The following is a 16203-nucleotide window of genomic DNA, read 5'->3' on the forward strand; positions in this document are numbered from 1 at the left end:
CGATTAAATGTGACATGGCGTGAAACCCTCGGTTCTCTCTCGTTCTCATATTTGGCTTTTTCAGCCTTTGTCTGGAGAATGACAAGCTTTACAAGATATTTCAACAAATATTTGTTATCGCTTGAACCAAGCGTTCCACCGCGTGAAGGGGTCGAGCCGTAAACGGCTGATCGAAAAGGGTAAACCAGTTATTTGATTCAAACGAAGACAATTGAAAGAAGCGGATGGCAGAACGAGAACCCAGCTCAAGCAGTTAATTGAACATCGCGGCCGCGGAGTGCCAGTCATTTTTCTTTTTTGCTGCACCACAATTAAGGAAAAAACCAGTTGGCCCGAGCGGTGATTAATCTGTTCCAGCCGCAACCTAAAAAACCCGGGAATCTGGAATCTTGTTTCAAAATGCCGCGCTTCTGAGAGAAAACGCGCGGCATTACCCTTAGTTAATCGCCTACCAGCTCACATCAGCGTCCAAGGGATAAACCGGCCGCTGCACATTACCGAAATCAAACAAACTGAAATCCGAACTGGTTACGCCCCGGCTGTCGCATTCGACCAGACCCTTTGCTATCGGCACGAACACCGGACGGCAATACATCCGCGATTTAAGAATCAAGAAAGTGGCACGCCGTGGATCGATACCCACGCTTTCAAACACGCCGAGATCCCACGGTTCGTGCGTGCGCTCGGTCAGGACGATCTTCGCGACGCCGAGATCGAGCACCGCCGCCCGGCCCATATACGCGCGTTGTCCCGTGTAGGTCGGTCCGCTGATCACATACTCGCCATCGGTGAGCGCGCGCACGACGCCCGCGAGCGCCACCGGCGCATGGGGGTGCGCGGCACGCCCGGCAAGCTTGTTGCCGACGTCCAGCGTGACGGTTGCACCCACGCCAGCGGCCATCAGCTTCGCAACCGCCTCAGGATCGCATATAGGCCCCATCACGATACCCGTCATGCCCTGACGGACAGCTTCCTCATAGACGTCCATGGTGTCGCATGTGCCGCCCGACATGCAGTTGTCGCCGTGATCGAGGAGGAGGACCGGTTTGTCGGCATCTAGAGCGAGCGCCGCACCTTCCGCCACGGAATCCGCCAGCGACGGGCTGCGATAAAGAAATTCCTCGCGCTCGTCCCAGATCTGCCGGCCAATACGCTCGGCCACGCGTGCGGCCGCTTCGCGATCGCCGTCGCCGACCACGACCACGCTGATGCACGGCTTCGCAATATCAGCGAGAGAAAATCCCGCCAGTATGGAAACGGCCAGCATGCCCTCGCGTTCCGCCGCCTGCGCGGCTTCCACCGCGCGCTTCATCGCGCCGGCCGCGCTCGCGCTGCGCAGCGTATGCGTCATCAGCGGCGGCTGCGACCACGCAATCACAGGACGCGACCGTCCCTCCAGCAAATCGAAGAAAAGCCGCGCGGCATGCGCGCCGCATTCGTACATGTCCACGTGCGGATAGGTCTTGAAGCTGACCATGACGTCGGCGTTATCGATCATTTTCTGCGTCACGTTCGCGTGCAGATCGAGCGCAACCGCGATGGGCGCACCAGGCAGCGCGGCACGAACGCGTTCGAGCAGGTCGCCTTCGCCGTCGTTCGAATTCTCCGCGACCATCGCGCCATGGAGATCCAGCATGACGGCGTCGCAACCCTGCGCGGCGTCGACAATCGCATTGCAGATCGCGTCGTAGGCAGCCGCCGCGACAGGCCCGCTCGGATTCGCCGATGCCGACACCGGCGTGACGATCTGTGCGCCCGCGTTTTCAGCGGCATCGATAAACGCGGACATCGCAGTCTGCATGCCCTTGTTCTCGCGATACGCATCCTCGCCATGAACCGGACCGTTGCGGCCAAACGCCTCCAGCGGCGTAGCCACCGGCGAGAACGTGTTGGTCTCGTGATTCATTCGGGCAATCAGGATTTTCATGCGGATTCCAGTCAATTGTTTCGGATCACGAATGGTTCAGACCACGCCTACGCCGAGGTAGCGGTCCTTGATCGCATCGTCCCGGGTGAACGCGGCGTTATCGCCTTCATACACAATGCGACCCTGCTCGATGATGGTGTGGCGATCCGCCAGTTGCGTGCAGACTTCGAGGTTCTGCTCGACCAGCAGGATGGCAATGCCCGCCTCCTTGATCAGCTTCAGTTGCGCGACGATCTCCTCCACGATCACAGGCGCGAGGCCTTCCACGGGTTCATCGAGCATGAGCAGCCGCGGGTGATTCATCAGCGCCCGGCCGATCGCGAGCATCTGCTGTTCGCCGCCGGAAAGCTGCGCGCCGCCGTTGGTGCGACGCTCTTTCAGGCGCGGGAAGATGCGATAGATATCGGCGAGCTGCCACGGAGAATCGCGGCGGGCGCCGAGCTTCAGGTTCTCCTCAACGCTGAGCAAACGGAACACGCCACGGTGCTCCGGCACGAAGCACACGCCCGAGGCCGCAATCCTGTGCGATTGCGATTTGCCGATATCCGCGCCCTTGAACTTCACGCTGCCGCGCTGAGCAGCGACCACGCCCGCGATGGTTTTGAGCGTCGTGGATTTGCCCGCGCCGTTGCGGCCGAGGAGCGTGACCGTCTCACCCTCGCCTATACTCAACGACACACCCTGCAAGATATGGCTCTTGCCATAAAACGCGTGGACGTCCTGCACATCGAGGATCATGCTCATGCGCGGCCTCCGGTAATCATGTTGCCGAGATAGGCACGGCGCACGCGTTCGTCGACGCGGATATCGTCGGGTCGGCCTTCGACCAGTACGCGTCCCTGCTGCATGACCGTGATGGTGTCGGAGATGTCCATCACGATACCCATGTTGTGCTCGATCAGAACCACCGTATAGTCGTCGCGCAGGCCGCGAATGAGCTGCTTCATGTCGTCGAGATCATCGATACCCATGCCTGACGTCGGCTCATCGAGGAAGATCGCCTTGGGCCGCGCCGCGAGCGCCATGCCGACCTCGAGCCTGCGCTGCTGGCCATGCGAAAGCGCGCCGGCAAGCGTCCCCGCAAAACGCGTCAGTGCGAGACGCTCCAGGATGGGGTCGACAATGCCGGTGTGCTCGAGCGCGCCGCGCGGTGGCATCCATGCGTTGAACGCGTGATTTGAATCGACGCCCTGGACCGCCACCCGCAAATTTTCGCGCACGCTCAGGTTTGCAAACAGGCTCGTCACCTGGAACGACCGGGCGATGCCGCGCTTCACGCGCCGGTAATCCGCTTCGCGCGTAACGTCATGCCCATCGAACACGATGTTGCCGGAAGTGATCGGCAGCGTGCCCGTGAGCACGTGGAACAGCGTTGTCTTGCCCGCACCGTTCGGGCCGATCACCGAATGCACCGTGCGCGGCATGATCCTCAGCGTGACGTCGTCGAGCGCGGTGAACTTGCCGTAGCGTTTCGTCACGGCTGTTGCGTGCAGAATGGCTTCGCTCACGAGACCTCCGTATTGCTGCGCGCACCGCGTTGCCTCAGCCGCTGCACGATCCGCTCGCCCAGTCCCCACAGGCCGCGCTGCATGAAGAGGCTGACTCCAATCAAAACCAGCCCGAGCAGCAGGAGCCAGCGCGGCCACAAGGTCGAAAGCCAGTCGGAAAACAGCACATAGAATGCCGCGCCGAGCACCGAGGCAAACAGATTCCCCGTGCCGCCGATCACCGTCATCACGAGGATCATTTCGCTCGTGTGATAGTCGATGTTCGATAGCGGCGCAATGCCCGTCATCAACGCATGCAGCGCGCCGGCAAGTCCCGTGACCGCGCCTGACACGACAAACGCCGCGAGCTTAAAGCGCTTGACGTCGTAGCCGACGGCGGCGGCGCGCGCTTCGTTGTCGCGAATGGCGAGCAGCGTGCGACCGAACACCGAGTGCGACACGCGCATGAGGATCCAGAACGCCAGCAGGAACAGCACGGCGACAAACCCATAGAACTGCCAGGGCGATGCAAGCGGCACGAGCTGCTTGCCAAAGAGCGAAAGCGCGGGACGTGGAATCCCGAGCAGGCCGTTGTCGCCGCCCGTGAGGTCGGGCGACGTATAGGCGAGAAAATAAAACATCTGCCCGAACGCAAGCGTCAGCATCACGAAGTACGTACCGCGCTGGCGTATCGAGAACCAGCCGACGAGTGCAGCGGCCAGTGCGCCGACCAGCATCGCGGCGACCAAAGCGAGCGGAATCTGGAAGCCCGTTTTGGTGAGCACGAGACCGGCGCTGTAACTGCCGAGGCCAAAGAATATGCCTTGCCCGAAGGACAGCAATCCCGTTGCGCCGAGCAGCAGGTTGCAGCCGAGCGCGGCCAGCGCGTACACCAGCACTTCGGTTGCGAGCGATCCCGAACTCAATGTGAGCGGCAACAAGCAGACCACGATTGCAGCAAACAGGATGAACCGATAGTGAAACAGCGCTTCCTTGAACGAGCGCTGCGGGGCGCGGGTGTCGAGTGGTTTCGAATTCACGTGGCCCTGCCAAGCAGCCCGTTCGGGCGCAGTAAAAGGACGGCCGCCATGGCGACATAGATCATCAGACGCGCGCCTTCGGGCCACAACGTGCTCATGACGCTCTGAACGATTCCAACCAGCAAGCCACCTACCAGCGCACCAAGGAAATTCCCCATCCCGCCGATCACGACCACCACGAACGCGACGCTCAGCGCTTCGATGCCCATGAACGGATCGACCCCGCGAATCGGGGCGGCAAGCACGCCGGCAAGCGCGGCTGTCCCCGCACCGAGTGCAAACACGAGGCTGAATACTCGCAACACGTTGATGCCGAGCAGCGCCACCATCTCTGTAGATTCGCTGCCTGCACGTACCGCGCTTCCCAGGCGGGTTCCTTCGAGCAGCCACCAAAGGAGCAGCGCGAGAACCGCTGTAAAGCCGATCACGAACAAGCGGTATTTCGGGTAGATGAAACTGCCCCAGATCACCACGCCGTTCAGGATGTCAGGCACCGGCACGTTATCGCCAATGGGACCCCAGATGACGATAGTGAGCTCTTGCAGCACGAGTGCAAGGCCCACGGTCACCAGGATATGGAACTCGTGCTGCTGCGCGTAGACGTGCCGCAGGATCAGCTTCTCGACCACCCATGCAAGCACGCCGACCACCACTGGAACCACGGCGAGCGCGACCCAGAAGCTCATCGACCATTGCATGGCCTGGTAGCAGAAGTACGCACCCAGCAAATAGAAAGCGCCGTGCGCGAAATTCACGAAGCGCAGCAAGCCAAAGACAATCGACAATCCGACTGCGAGCAGGAAGTACAGCATCCCGATGCCAATGCCGTTCACGACCTGCAACAGATAAACGTTCATGGCTTTTCGTCTGAAATGAATCGATGCGAACGCGCTTGGTCGCGCGCTCGCCCGCACGCGATCAAGCCATCTTGCACTGGGTTTTATCGAGCGGCAGGAACGACTGGCCCGAACTCACGATGTCCGCGTAATCGTCCTTGTTCTTCATCTTCGCCTTCGCTTTTCCCTTGAGCAAGTAGTAGTTTTTCAGCACCTGGTGGTCGCCCTTGCGGATCTCCTCAGCGCCAGTCAGGCCTGCATACTTCATGCCCTCGAGCGCCGCGATGACCTTCTTCGGATCAGCCGTGCCCGCTTTGACAATGCCGTCCAGCAGGATCTTCGTACAGATGTACGAGCCCGCCAGACTGTAGTTCGGGTTCGCCTTGAACGCGTCGTTCGCGCGCTTCACGAGATCGGCGTTGAGCGGCGAATCGATCGAATGCCAGTATTGCGCACCGAAATACACACCCTCGCAAAGATCCGGACCCAGCGCCTCGAATTGCTCCAGGCCCGAGGCCCACGCCATCAGGATCGTGCAGTTGTTCTTCATGCCGAAGCTGACAGCCTGGCGCAAGGTATCGGAGGATTGCGAGCCGAAATTCAGGATCAGCAGCACGTCCGGCTTCGCCGCGACTGCATTGGTCAGATAGCCGCTGAATTCCTTTTCATTGAGCGAGTGGTAGCTGTTACCCACATGCTCGATACCCTTCTCCTGGAAGATCGCTTTTGCAGCCGACAACAAACCATCGCCGAAAACATATTGCGGCGTGATGGTGTACCAGCGCTTCGCTTTCGGCAGCGTCTGGATCAACGGGCGCACGGTCTGCTCGATCGCGCCGAAGGTGGGCACGGACCAGCGGAACGTTGCGCTGTTGCAGTCCTTGCCGGTGATTTCATCGGCGCCGGCGGTCGTGATGAAAATGCCGCCTGCCTTCTCGACTTCCTTGCCCATGGCAAGCGATTCGGATGACAGGATGCCGCCCGCGAAAAAGCGCGCATTCTTTTGCTGCGCGATTTCCTGCACACGGCGCACAGCCGTGGCGGGCTTGCCTTCGGTATCGAGGACCGTATAAGCCAGCGGCTGGCCAAGCACCTTTCCGTACTGCTCGATGGCGAGCTTCATGCCCAGGTCGGCGTACTTGCCGTTCGCGGCGAACGGGCCCGACATGGGAACGGGACAGGCGAACTGAATGGGACCGCTTTGCGCAAAGGCGCTACGCGTGGCGAGGGTTTGCAAGGCCCCGGGAACAGCCGACAGCGCGGCCAGCTTCAAGACATTCCGGCGATTCAAAATTGACGCTCCTCGAGAAAAGGCGAGACCCGGATGACTGGCGGGCCCGGCTAAAAAGCTTTTACAGAATGTTTGCTGGCGGCCACGCACGTCATGCGGCAGCTTTGACTGGAAACCTTTTATGTTGCTAGCCAGTGCCTATTTATCATGATAAATAGGATGAACTGGATCGTAGGTACAATAAATTCGGGTGTCAATAAGGCAAAATTCCGGGGTATCGGAATGCGCTGCAACAGCCGTCAGGAAGCGCTTTGGAGAAGGGTATGGAGCGAGGAAAAGCAGGTGCCACGATCGACATCAGGCAGCAGAAGCGCCCGGATCTGGTTGCCGAGGAAATCAAGCGGCTCATCACTGAACGGGATCTGAAACCCGGCGACAAGCTGCCGCGGGAAGTGGAATTGCAGCAGATGTTCTCGGTAAGTAAAAGCACCATCCGCGAGGCGTTGAAGTCGCTCGAGGTGCAGGGTTTGATCAAGGTGACGACCGGCCCGGGCGGCGGCGGAACCATTATTGAAGTGCCGCTGGATCGCACCCTGCAATTGCTGCAGAACTACCTGTTTTTCAAGGATGTCAGCATCGACGACATTTATACCGTGCGCAAATTGCTCGAGCCCGAACTTGCCGCCGGCGCCGTCGCGCATCTCACCGAGGCAGACTTTACAGCGCTCGATGACAGCATTGCCTGCTGTGACACGCCGTCCGCGCATCAGGATGGCGATATCGTCAAGCGCCGGCAGGAGGACGTGAATTTCCACGATATCCTCGCGGCCGCCAATCCAAATCCTTTCCTGCGTTTTAGCTGCGAACTGATCAACGAAATGATCCGGCAACTGATCGAATTCCGTAACGACACGCCGGCCGCCGAACTTGAACGCTTCGGTCAGGCCAATGTGAAAATCCACAAGGCGATCACGAAGGCCGCGCGCGAACGCGACGCCGATAAAGTCCGCGAACTCATGGTCGTTCACATGACCGAGGCGCCGCGTTACGTGAAGCGCATGAAGGGCAAGCTGCGCGGCAGGCTGATCCTCGACGCCGAGATTCGCAAGCGCGTGAAAGCTCAGCCGGAGACTTGAACGCCTGCGTCCTATTTGCTCTTCAGCCGTTCGAGCAGCGCCATGGCCGCCGCCGGGTTATGCGCCTTGAAGCCGCTGATCACATAGAGATAGACATCGCGCGGGGTATCTTTCGGCGCGGCTTTCGCGACACTTTCGAGTCCCTTCGGCGTCGCACCCTGTGCCCAATCGCGCGCCCGCTTGGTCCACAAATCCAGAGCGGCGCTGTCATAACCTTGCGCCTCACCTTCGGTCGTCCCCATGATCCGCGCATAGACGAAGGGCGCGGTGACATCGGCGATCTGGGGGTAATCCGAATCTCCCGACATCACGATCGCCACCCCGTATTTGCGTGCGAGCGCGACGAACGCTTCGTCGCGAAAACTTTCGTGCCGTACCTCGACCGCGTGACGGATCGGATGGCCTTCGACTTTGGCGGGCAAAAGCTTGAGAAAACCCTCGAAGTCTTCCGGGTCGAATTGTTTGGTTGTAGCGAACTGCCAGTTGATCGGGCCGAGCTTGTCCTGCAGTTCGAGCACGCCGCTCGCAAGAAAACGCTCGACCGATTCGCCGGCTTCCGAGAGCACGCGCCGGTTTGTCGAAAAGCGCGGCGCCTTGAGCGAGAACACAAAATCGTCAGGCGTCTCGTCTCGCCACTTGGCGAATGTCGAAGGTTTCTGCGAGCCGTAGAAGGTGCCGTTGATTTCGATGGACGTCAGCTTCCCGCTCGCGTATTCGAGTTCGCGCTTTTGCACGAGGTCTTTCGGATAGAAGAGGCCGCGCCAAGGTTCAAATGTCCATCCCCCGATACCGACGCGAATGACCCCGCCATCCTTCGCAGGCTTTGCTGTTTTTGCGGTTTTTACCGGTGCGGTCTTTTTCGCCGCCGGCGTTTTCGCCGCTGTCTTTCGCGTCGCCATGTAATCTCCCTTGCCGTGAACGGATGCGTTCCAGTGTAGCGAATCAAGGGATCGAATGCTTCAAGCCCAGCGCGCTCTTGAGACTCGCGAACATGGGGTTCACCCTGAGGCCGCAAGGGTTTGCGGCGTGGGACACTTTGCTGCATACCGCGACAGTCAGGCGCGCTTTCAGTTCTTTCGTTCCTCCGCCCTCACCCGCCGCGATGTAAGAAACGAACTTCAAACACGCAGCGTCGCTTTCGAACGCATTTCGGGCACGCTGCTTGCATCGAAGTAAGCTTGTTGGCGCATGCGTCGTGGCGCCGGCACCCGTAGGCTAACCTGATGGAGACGGCTATGAAATGGACGACCCCGAGCTACACCGATATGCGTTTTGGTTTCGAAATCACGATGTATATCGCAACGCGTTAAGCGCTGCCGCCGCCGTCGGCTGTCCATGCCGGCGCGCGGCTTTAGCAGCGCTCCTGTCTCTCCCACAGCGTTCTTCGACTATCGGCTATTCGCCGACCTCACGTTGCTCACCGATCCCATCCCCCACCCTGCCTTCTTCGCCATCACGCGTGACGTCGATCATGCTGCCGGATGTCTTTTTTTAGGGGCACGCAGGCAATGAAAATCAAAGTGCTGGGTTCATCGGCGGGAGGCGGGTTTCCGCAATGGAACTGTAATTGCCGCAATTGCGCCGGCGTGCGTAGCGGTACGCTCGATGCAAAGCGGCGCACGCAGTCGTCGATCATTGTGAGTTCAACCGGCGACGACTGGCTGCTCGTCAATGCATCGCCGGATCTGCTCGCACAGATCGCGGCCCATCCGGAGTTGCAGCCGGCGCGCCGCCCGCGCGACAGCGGCATTGCGGCGGTCATCACCATGGACGCGCAGATCGATCATGTCACCGGTCTCCTGATGCTGCGCGAACGCGATACCCCGTTGCCCCTCTATGTCACCGACGCCGTGCTGCAAGACCTGAGCACGGGCTTGCCGGTTGTATCGATACTCGCGCATTACTGCGGCGTCGAACGCCACGCGGTCCCGCTCGATGGCGGGTCGTTCAGCATTCCCGCATTACCCGGAATCCGCATTGAAGCATTGCCGTTGTCGAGCAAGGCGCCGCCCTATTCGCCGCATCGCGCGGCGCCCCAACGTGGTGACAACATCGGGCTGACGTTCATCAACGAGGCGACTGGCAAGCGCGCGTTCTACGCGCCCGGGCTCGGCGCGCTCGAACCCCACGTACTCGAAGCAATGAACGGCGCGGACCTGTTGCTGGTCGACGGCACCCTCTGGACGCCGGACGAAATGATCGAACTCGGCCTGTCGAAGAAGACCGCCGCCGACATGGGCCATCTTGCGCAAACGGGGCCGGGCGGCATGATCGAGGTGCTTGATTCGATCGAACGTACGGGCGTGCGCAAGGTCCTCATTCACATCAATAACACGAATCCCATCCTGATCGAAGACGGTCCCGAACGGCAGCGGCTCGCCGAACACGGCATCGAAGTCGCCTTCGACGGAATGGCATTCGATCTCTGAACATGCATTAGCGCTTCGCAGGAGAAACATGTGAACGGCCCGAATCACGCAGATACGCAAGACGCCGGCAAAACTGCCTGGACCCGCGAAGAATTCGAGGCGCAACTTCGCGCGAAGGGCACGGCGTACCACATTCATCATCCGTTCAACGTGAAGATGAACGAAGGTGGTTGCTCGCGCGAACAGATTCGCGGCTGGGTGGCGAACCGGTTTTATTACCAGATCAACATCCCGCTGAAGGACGCGGCGGTCATGTCGAACTGTCCCGATCGGGAAACGCGGCGGCGCTGGGTGCTGCGCATTCTCGATCACGACGGTTACGGGGATGACGAAGGCGGCATAGAAACATGGGCACGCCTGGGCGACGCAGTCGGCCTCACGCGCGACGAACTCTGGTCGCTGGAACATGTGGCGCCCGGCGTGAAATTCGCCGTCGATGCCTACGTCAACTTCGCGCGCCGTGCGCCGTGGCAAGAAGCGGTGTGTTCATCGCTGACGGAAATTTTTGCGCCGCAGATCCACAAGGACCGGCTTGCGACATGGCCCACGTGTTATCCGTGGATCGAAGCCGACGGCCTTACGTATTTCCGCTCGCGCATCTCGCTTGCACAGCGCGACGTCGAGCACGGCCTGCAAGTCACGCTAGACTACTTCAGGACACGCGAGCAGCAGGAACGCGCGCTCGAAATCCTGCAATTCAAGCTCGACATCTTGTGGTCGATGCTCGACGCCATCGAAAAGGCCTTTCCGCAATGACATCGCCAGCGCCAATGCTCAAGCTCAAGGGGATCTTCCGGCTGCAGTGGGAACCGGCGCAGGACGCGCACGTGCTGCTCTATCCTGAAGGCATGGTCAAGCTCAATCAGAGCGCCGGCGAGATCCTGAAGCGCTGCGACGGCACGCGCGATATCGACATGCTGATCGCCGACCTGGAGCAAGCGTTCAATACTCAGGATCTCGGCGGCGAAGTGAGATTGTTCATTGCCGAAGCCGAGCGTCGTGGATGGCTGGAGGAAGCGACATGACCGCAAGCGTCATTGCCCCGCCGCTGTGGCTGCTCGCGGAACTGACCTATCGATGCCCGTTGCATTGCGCGTTCTGCTACAACCCCGTCAACTACACGGACCACAGCACTGAACTCACGACCGACCAGTGGATCGGCGTGCTGCGTGAAGCGCGTGCGCTCGGCGCGGCACAACTCGGCTTCTCCGGGGGCGAACCGCTGTTGCGCGATGACCTCGAAGTGCTCGTGCGCGAAGGACGGCAACTGGGTTTCTATACGAACCTGATCACATCGGGTATCGGATTGACGGACAAGCGTCTCGACGCATTGAAGGACGCCGGCCTCGATCACATCCAGTTATCGTTCCAGGATTCCACGCAGGAGCTCAACGACTTTCTCAGCAGCACGCGCACGTTCGACCTGAAGAACCGTGTTGCAAAGTCGATCAAGGCGCATGGTTTCCCGATGGTGCTGAATTGCGTGCTCCATCGATACAACCTGCCGCACGTGGACAAGATCATCGACATGGCGCTCGCAATGGGCGCGGAATATCTGGAGCTCGCGAACACTCAATACTATGGCTGGGCGCATGCGAATCGCGCGCAACTGATGCCTACAGCCGAGCAACTAAAAGAAGCCGAAGCGGTGGTCGAGCGGTATCGGGAGAAGATCGGACATCGCTGCAAGATCTACTTCGTCGTGCCCGACTACTTCGAGACGCGGCCGAAGAAATGCATGAACGGCTGGGGTTCGGTATTCCTCGGCGTGGCGCCCGATGGGGCCGCCTTGCCGTGTCACACCGCGCGTTCGCTTCCGGGCCTGACGTTCCCGAACGTCAAGGACACGTCCGTTCGCGAGATCTGGTACGAAAGCGATGCGTTCAACCGCTTTCGCGGCTTCGACTGGATGAAGGAGCCATGCCGAAGCTGCGAAGAGAAAACGATCGATGCAGGCGGTTGCCGCTGCCAGGCCTATTTACTCACGGGCGACCCGGCCAACGCGGACCCGGTCTGCGATAAATCACCCGATCACGAAACGGTGATCAACGTGGTGCGCCAGGCTGCGGTACACCGCGAACCTGAAGAACATCCGATCATTTTCCGCAACGACAGCAACTCGCGCCGGCTGCGCTCGACCGTCTGAGAATAGACCGGTCAGCTCACATATCCGAGGTGCTCGGCCAGAATCACCGAGCCGATGGCGACCAGGATCAAGCCGCCCGCCACTTCCGCGCGCTGCCCGACCGCGCGGCCCAAAAAGCGGCCCACCATCACGCCGATGGTCACCATGATCAGCGTCGCAAGTCCGATGGTCGCAGCCGTAGAGAAAATATTCACATCGATAAAAGCGAGTCCCGCGCCCACCGCCATGGCATCGATGCTCGTTGCCAAGCCCGTCGCGGCGAGCAGCCAGAAACCGTGGCGCACGGGTTTTTCGGCCTCGGGCGTGGGCGTGCTGAAGCCAGAGCGAATCATGCGCAACCCGAGCACGAGCAAGAGCCCGAAGGCAATCCAGTGATCCCACGACATGACGTACGGGGCCGCGGCCTTGCCGAGCGCCCAGCCGACGAGCGGCGTGATCGCCTCGATGACGCCAAAGATCAGGCCGGTTCGCAGCGCCTCGCGCATACGCGGACGGCGCAACGTCGCGCCTTTGCCGACAGCGGCGGCGAAGGCGTCCGTCGACATGGCGAAGGCGAGCAGGATGGTGGAAGCGATATTCATGGGGACAATGATCGTGTTCGGGTCGGGACAGGAACATACGATGTCTCGCCGAGCCCGACCGGTCGCGGCGTTACATCGATGGTCTTGCCAACCAGAATACAGATCGGTTGCTCATGCCACGGTTCGATCGAACCAAGCGTGTTGACATGAGCGCTTCCAATGGCTGGAAGCCGGCTACTCCCCAAGGACGGACAAAGGCTATCACGTTCGAAATGAATTTGTAATCTTCTCCAGGTTTTTTTAGTGTCCGTACATCAGGCACAGCCGATGCGCCTCCGCTCTGGTTGACCACCACCACGCGTTTTCCGCGAAGTCCTGGCCCGTACGAGATGGCCAGCCCAGATCCGCGCCTTCGATCCGATACAGCCGCGATGCCAATCACGATATCCATGCTGACGACTGAAAGCCCTCCCGGCGCAAAACCGTCTGCACGCCGGACGAGGCGCGCGCCATGAGATCCGGCCTGCCACCTGGAACAGCTTCGCGAAAGCGCCGCGGCCGGTATCGATGGACAGCGCTCAGCATGGCAAATTCCCTGTCACGCTATCCGCTCCTTGCCGGGATTGCCGGAACTGCCGTTGCGGTCGTCATGGCAGGCTTGTCGATCGCCACGTTGTACCAGGGCCGCGAAGAAGCACTGAGCCACGCCCGGGAGACGTCGGCCAATCTGGTGTCGATCATTGGCGGCGATATTGCCCGCAACGTCGAAATCTACGATCTGTCGCTTCGCGCCGTGGTCGATGGCGCGCAGGACGCGAGCATCATGGTGCTTCCGCTCAATCTGCGCCGCCGGATTCTATTCGACCGCGCGACCACGGCGGCATACATAGGCGGCAGCTACGTAATCGATGCCCGCGGCCGCGTCATCATAAAAGAAAACCCCACGGCCACGCCGCCCGAAACCTTCGCCGAGCGCGAATATTTCCTTGCCCATCGAAACAACCCATCGGTCGGCCTGTTTTTCTCGCATCCCTACTTGACCCATGCAAACGGCGCGGCGATCGGCATGAGCCGGCGTATCAATGCGCCGGACGGATCGTTTGCCGGCATCGCGTTGCTGACCGTGAACCTCCAGTATTTCCGTTCGCTCCTGGACAAGATCGAAGTCGGCCCGAAGGGATCGATTTTTATCGTTCAGGACGATGGCGCGTTGATCGTACGAAAGCCCTTCCTCGGCGAGGATATCGATCGCAACGTCGCCGGCTCAGCCACGTTCGCCCGCATGAGGCATTCGAGCTCGGGGTCATACGTGGCGAAATCGCCTGTTGATGGGGTCGAGCGCATCTTCACGTTCGCGCACGTGCCGGGCACGCCGTTTATCGTGGGCGTGGCGCCCGCGCAGGAAGATGTGCTCGAAACGTGGCGCGCGCGCAGCACCGTGGTCGGCGTGCTGACGCTGCTGTTCGGGCTGAGTTTTATCGCGCTGTCGTGGCTTTTGACGCTGTCGTTACGGGAACGGGCGCGCGCGCAGGAAGAGCTCGTGCGGCTCGCGGGCACCGACGCGCTGACCGGCCTGCCCAACCGGCGCGCCTTCGACGAGCGCATGGACGAGGAATGGCGGCGCGCACGACGCAGCAACACGGCGGTATCGGTGTTGTTCATCGACGTGGATTACTTCAAGGCCTACAACGACAACTACGGCCACGCTCTCGGCGACGACGCGCTGGCGGCGGTCGCGGAATGCATCGCGCTGTCGGTGCGTCGGCCCGGCGACATTCCCGCGCGGTACGGCGGCGAAGAGTTCGTCGTCCTTCTCCCCGATACCCAGATCGACGGCGCGCTTCATCTGGCCGAGACGATCCGTGCGCGCATCAGGACGCGTTCGATCGCGCATCGGGGGAGCCTGATCGGGCGGCTGACGGTGAGCATCGGCTGCGCCACGGCCGCGCCGCCGGGGCTCGGCGGCGCTTACGGCCTGCTGAGCGACGCGGATCAACAGCTCTACGAAGCCAAGGCCGCGGGCCGCGATTGCGTCCGCCCGATGACGCTCGCGAGCGTCGAAATCGCGCAGTCGTGAAGCACGACGCGCGCCGCGCTCGTTCGGCCAATCCTCTGCGTAATTCGCCATTTCGACCAAGCGCATGATTTGCAAGGTTTTTTTCCATCGGTATAATGCGACCTTCTCTCCGATGGCGCCCCTCCATGAGCCGACTACTCTTCCTGCTGACGCTGACCTTCAGTTTGTCGCTCGGCGCGATGCACGACGCCACGGCTCAGGAACGCCCCTTGGAGACGACCGCAGCGGTCATGGATCAGAAACTCGCCGCAAGCGAAGCCGATGCCGACGCCCAGGCAAAGCACCAGGTTTCCCGTCTCATCTCGCAGAAATTCGGTGTTGCGCGTGCAAAGGCCGAGCAGATTTCGGCGGCGGTGATGTCGGCGGCATCGAAATATTCACTTCCCCCCACGCTTTTACTCGCGATCATCTCGATCGAATCCCGCTTCAAGGAAAACGCGCGCGGCGCGAATGGCGCAACCGGATTGATGCAGGTCGTGCCGTCTGCGCACAAGAAACTGGTGCGCAATATCGACCTGACGGAAGCCGATGCCAACATTGAAGCCGGGTCCGCAATTCTGCATGGTTACGTGCAGTCGGCACGCGGTGACGTGGATGCCGCGCTGAAAAGCTACGGCGGATCGAAAGCGTACGCCGAAAAAGTTGGTCTTCAGGTCAAAAAGATCTCGTCCCAGTTCGATGCCGAGCCCGCTGGCGCTCAGGCGGGATATTGATCGCACCAAATAAGCAGACGTAACACTTCATCGTTGGCAACTCCGGTCCGCCCTTTCGGACCGTTTCTTGCTGAGGCTCTCTCCTGATTCCGCTTTTTATCGAAGACTGAACGCCGCAACAGCGGCGCAGTGCCTTACGCCTTCGATTCCCCGATGCGTCAACGGTCGGCATACCGATCGCCTCATCTCAGAGGAAGACGTGACCAGACGCCCGTTCGAAGCAAACCATGAGCACTTCGCCCTTTGGAACCCTAAACGTGCGCCCCTTTTCATGGACGTGCGGCGCATCGTTATTGCCCATCGAGATCCAATGATTGGCGAGTCATTCGTGCTGCTGCTGGGCCTGAAGGGCATGGCCGCCCAACACGTGACGACTCTTGAGGCACTGGCCGGGCTGATCGATACATGGCGTCCGCAGGCGCTGATGATCGATACACGGCTGACCCTGGCTGGTAACACCGGCTTCGTTCGCACCCTCAGTCTCGACTCCGCGCACATTGGAACGTTATTGCTCGCCATGAGCAATTTCCTGCCGGAAGACGTGGTGAAGGACTTGCAGGCGGCCGGCTACGACGGCCATTGCCGGCGCCCGTGCGCAATGTGGCAAGTCTCGGAATTGCTCAGCGAATTCTTTTCATCGGCGGCCCCGCGCTGAGTTGC

17 protein-coding genes and 1 riboswitch are annotated in these 16203 nt (G+C 60.5%); of the genes, 9 read left to right on the plus strand and 8 right to left on the minus strand.

Annotated features, from left to right (window positions below):
* Nucleotides 1-448: 448 nt before the first annotated feature.
* The 6 genes from AXG89_RS19170 to AXG89_RS19195 form a co-directional block, all read right to left on the minus strand.
* Nucleotides 449-1927 carry a M81 family metallopeptidase gene (locus AXG89_RS19170; RefSeq protein ID WP_062171664.1) on the minus strand — a complete coding sequence of 493 codons (1479 nt, stop codon included), beginning with the start codon at nt 1925-1927 and terminating at the stop codon, nt 449-451.
* A 36-nt stretch (nt 1928-1963) separates the two neighbouring features.
* On the minus strand, nt 1964-2665 hold the full coding sequence (locus AXG89_RS19175) for an ABC transporter ATP-binding protein (protein WP_062172594.1): 702 nt from the start codon (nt 2663-2665) through the stop codon (nt 1964-1966).
* 2 nt (nt 2666-2667) lie between these two features.
* Complete coding sequence (locus AXG89_RS19180) at nt 2668-3435, minus strand: ABC transporter ATP-binding protein (RefSeq protein WP_062171666.1); 768 nt, start codon at nt 3433-3435, stop codon at nt 2668-2670.
* Nucleotides 3432-4454 carry a branched-chain amino acid ABC transporter permease gene (locus tag AXG89_RS19185; protein WP_062171668.1) on the minus strand — a complete coding sequence of 341 codons (1023 nt, stop codon included), beginning with the start codon at nt 4452-4454 and terminating at the stop codon, nt 3432-3434. Before AXG89_RS19185 ends, AXG89_RS19180 begins: the two co-directional genes overlap by 4 nt.
* Complete coding sequence (locus tag AXG89_RS19190) at nt 4451-5311, minus strand: branched-chain amino acid ABC transporter permease (RefSeq protein ID WP_062003435.1); 861 nt, start codon at nt 5309-5311, stop codon at nt 4451-4453. The genes AXG89_RS19185 and AXG89_RS19190 overlap by 4 nt, the downstream gene beginning before the upstream one ends.
* Before the next feature lie 61 nt (nt 5312-5372).
* The gene (locus tag AXG89_RS19195) at nt 5373-6581 is read right to left on the minus strand and encodes an ABC transporter substrate-binding protein (RefSeq protein WP_062171670.1); all 1209 of its coding nucleotides are present in this window, start codon (nt 6579-6581) and stop codon (nt 5373-5375) included.
* A gap of 263 nt (nt 6582-6844) precedes the next feature.
* Here AXG89_RS19195 and AXG89_RS19200 point away from each other — a divergent pair, with 263 nt between their 5' ends.
* Nucleotides 6845-7657 carry a FadR/GntR family transcriptional regulator gene (locus tag AXG89_RS19200; protein WP_062003437.1) on the plus strand — a complete coding sequence of 271 codons (813 nt, stop codon included), beginning with the start codon at nt 6845-6847 and terminating at the stop codon, nt 7655-7657.
* 11 nt (nt 7658-7668) lie between these two features.
* On the opposite strand, the gene AXG89_RS19205 is transcribed toward AXG89_RS19200, so the two are convergent.
* Nucleotides 7669-8556, minus strand: a complete 888-nt coding sequence (locus tag AXG89_RS19205) for a DUF72 domain-containing protein (protein WP_082771504.1) — start codon at nt 8554-8556, stop codon at nt 7669-7671.
* 336 nt (nt 8557-8892) lie between these two features.
* Here AXG89_RS19205 and pqqA point away from each other — a divergent pair, with 336 nt between their 5' ends.
* The 5 genes from pqqA to pqqE all read left to right on the plus strand — a co-directional run bounded on the left by pqqA (nt 8893) and on the right by pqqE (nt 12232).
* On the plus strand, nt 8893-8967 hold the full coding sequence (gene pqqA, locus AXG89_RS19210; protein WP_062172596.1) for a pyrroloquinoline quinone precursor peptide PqqA: 75 nt from the start codon (nt 8893-8895) through the stop codon (nt 8965-8967).
* A gap of 198 nt (nt 8968-9165) precedes the next feature.
* Nucleotides 9166-10086: a pyrroloquinoline quinone biosynthesis protein PqqB gene (gene pqqB, locus AXG89_RS19215; RefSeq protein ID WP_062171672.1), complete on the plus strand. Its 921-nt coding sequence runs from the start codon at nt 9166-9168 to the stop codon at nt 10084-10086.
* Between the two features lie 30 nt (nt 10087-10116).
* Entirely contained in the window at nt 10117-10842 is a 726-nt protein-coding gene (pqqC, locus tag AXG89_RS19220; RefSeq protein ID WP_086386328.1) for a pyrroloquinoline-quinone synthase PqqC, read from the plus strand.
* Nucleotides 10839-11111 carry a pyrroloquinoline quinone biosynthesis peptide chaperone PqqD gene (pqqD, locus tag AXG89_RS19225; protein WP_062003440.1) on the plus strand — a complete coding sequence of 91 codons (273 nt, stop codon included), beginning with the start codon at nt 10839-10841 and terminating at the stop codon, nt 11109-11111. Before pqqC ends, pqqD begins: the two co-directional genes overlap by 4 nt.
* A complete protein-coding gene (gene pqqE, locus AXG89_RS19230; RefSeq protein ID WP_236873471.1) occupies nt 11108-12232 on the plus strand; it encodes a pyrroloquinoline quinone biosynthesis protein PqqE in 1125 nt (374 codons plus the stop codon). The genes pqqD and pqqE overlap by 4 nt, the downstream gene beginning before the upstream one ends.
* An 11-nt stretch (nt 12233-12243) precedes the next feature.
* Here the strand turns inward: pqqE and mntP are convergent, their stop codons facing one another.
* Nucleotides 12244-12813 carry a manganese efflux pump MntP gene (gene mntP / locus AXG89_RS19235; protein ID WP_062003750.1) on the minus strand — a complete coding sequence of 190 codons (570 nt, stop codon included), beginning with the start codon at nt 12811-12813 and terminating at the stop codon, nt 12244-12246.
* 15 nt (nt 12814-12828) lie between these two features.
* Nucleotides 12829-13008, minus strand: a riboswitch (yybP-ykoY riboswitch).
* A gap of 328 nt (nt 13009-13336) precedes the next feature.
* On the opposite strand from mntP, the gene AXG89_RS19240 reads away from it, so the two are divergent.
* From AXG89_RS19240 to AXG89_RS19250, 3 genes are all read left to right on the plus strand, one after another.
* Nucleotides 13337-14830, plus strand: a complete 1494-nt coding sequence (locus tag AXG89_RS19240; protein ID WP_062171678.1) for a sensor domain-containing diguanylate cyclase — start codon at nt 13337-13339, stop codon at nt 14828-14830.
* 125 nt (nt 14831-14955) lie between these two features.
* Nucleotides 14956-15543: a transglycosylase SLT domain-containing protein gene (locus tag AXG89_RS19245; protein ID WP_062171680.1), complete on the plus strand. Its 588-nt coding sequence runs from the start codon at nt 14956-14958 to the stop codon at nt 15541-15543.
* A 310-nt stretch (nt 15544-15853) separates the two neighbouring features.
* Entirely contained in the window at nt 15854-16198 is a 345-nt protein-coding gene (locus tag AXG89_RS19250; RefSeq protein WP_062171682.1) for a hypothetical protein, read from the plus strand.
* Nucleotides 16199-16203 lie beyond the last annotated feature (5 nt).

Source organism: Burkholderia sp. PAMC 26561, assembly GCF_001557535.2.
Lineage (GTDB): Bacteria > Pseudomonadota > Gammaproteobacteria > Burkholderiales > Burkholderiaceae > Caballeronia.

Excerpts from the sequence above, each read along its gene's own strand:
- AXG89_RS19170 (WP_062171664.1), bottom strand. The coding sequence starts at position 1,927 with ATGAAAATCCTGATTGCCCGAATGAATCACGAGACCAACACGTTCTCG.
- AXG89_RS19175 (WP_062172594.1), bottom strand. The coding sequence starts at position 2,665 with ATGATCCTCGATGTGCAGGACGTCCACGCGTTTTATGGCAAGAGCCAT.
- AXG89_RS19190 (WP_062003435.1), bottom strand. The coding sequence starts at position 5,311 with ATGAACGTTTATCTGTTGCAGGTCGTGAACGGCATTGGCATCGGGATG.
- AXG89_RS19200 (WP_062003437.1), top strand. The coding sequence starts at position 6,845 with ATGGAGCGAGGAAAAGCAGGTGCCACGATCGACATCAGGCAGCAGAAG.
- AXG89_RS19205 (WP_082771504.1), bottom strand. The coding sequence starts at position 8,556 with ATGGCGACGCGAAAGACAGCGGCGAAAACGCCGGCGGCGAAAAAGACC.
- pqqB (WP_062171672.1), top strand. The coding sequence starts at position 9,166 with ATGAAAATCAAAGTGCTGGGTTCATCGGCGGGAGGCGGGTTTCCGCAA.
- pqqD (WP_062003440.1), top strand. The coding sequence starts at position 10,839 with ATGACATCGCCAGCGCCAATGCTCAAGCTCAAGGGGATCTTCCGGCTG.
- pqqE (WP_236873471.1), top strand. The coding sequence starts at position 11,108 with ATGACCGCAAGCGTCATTGCCCCGCCGCTGTGGCTGCTCGCGGAACTG.
- mntP (WP_062003750.1), bottom strand. The coding sequence starts at position 12,813 with ATGAATATCGCTTCCACCATCCTGCTCGCCTTCGCCATGTCGACGGAC.
- AXG89_RS19240 (WP_062171678.1), top strand. The coding sequence starts at position 13,337 with ATGGCAAATTCCCTGTCACGCTATCCGCTCCTTGCCGGGATTGCCGGA.
- AXG89_RS19245 (WP_062171680.1), top strand. The coding sequence starts at position 14,956 with ATGAGCCGACTACTCTTCCTGCTGACGCTGACCTTCAGTTTGTCGCTC.
- AXG89_RS19250 (WP_062171682.1), top strand. The coding sequence starts at position 15,854 with ATGATTGGCGAGTCATTCGTGCTGCTGCTGGGCCTGAAGGGCATGGCC.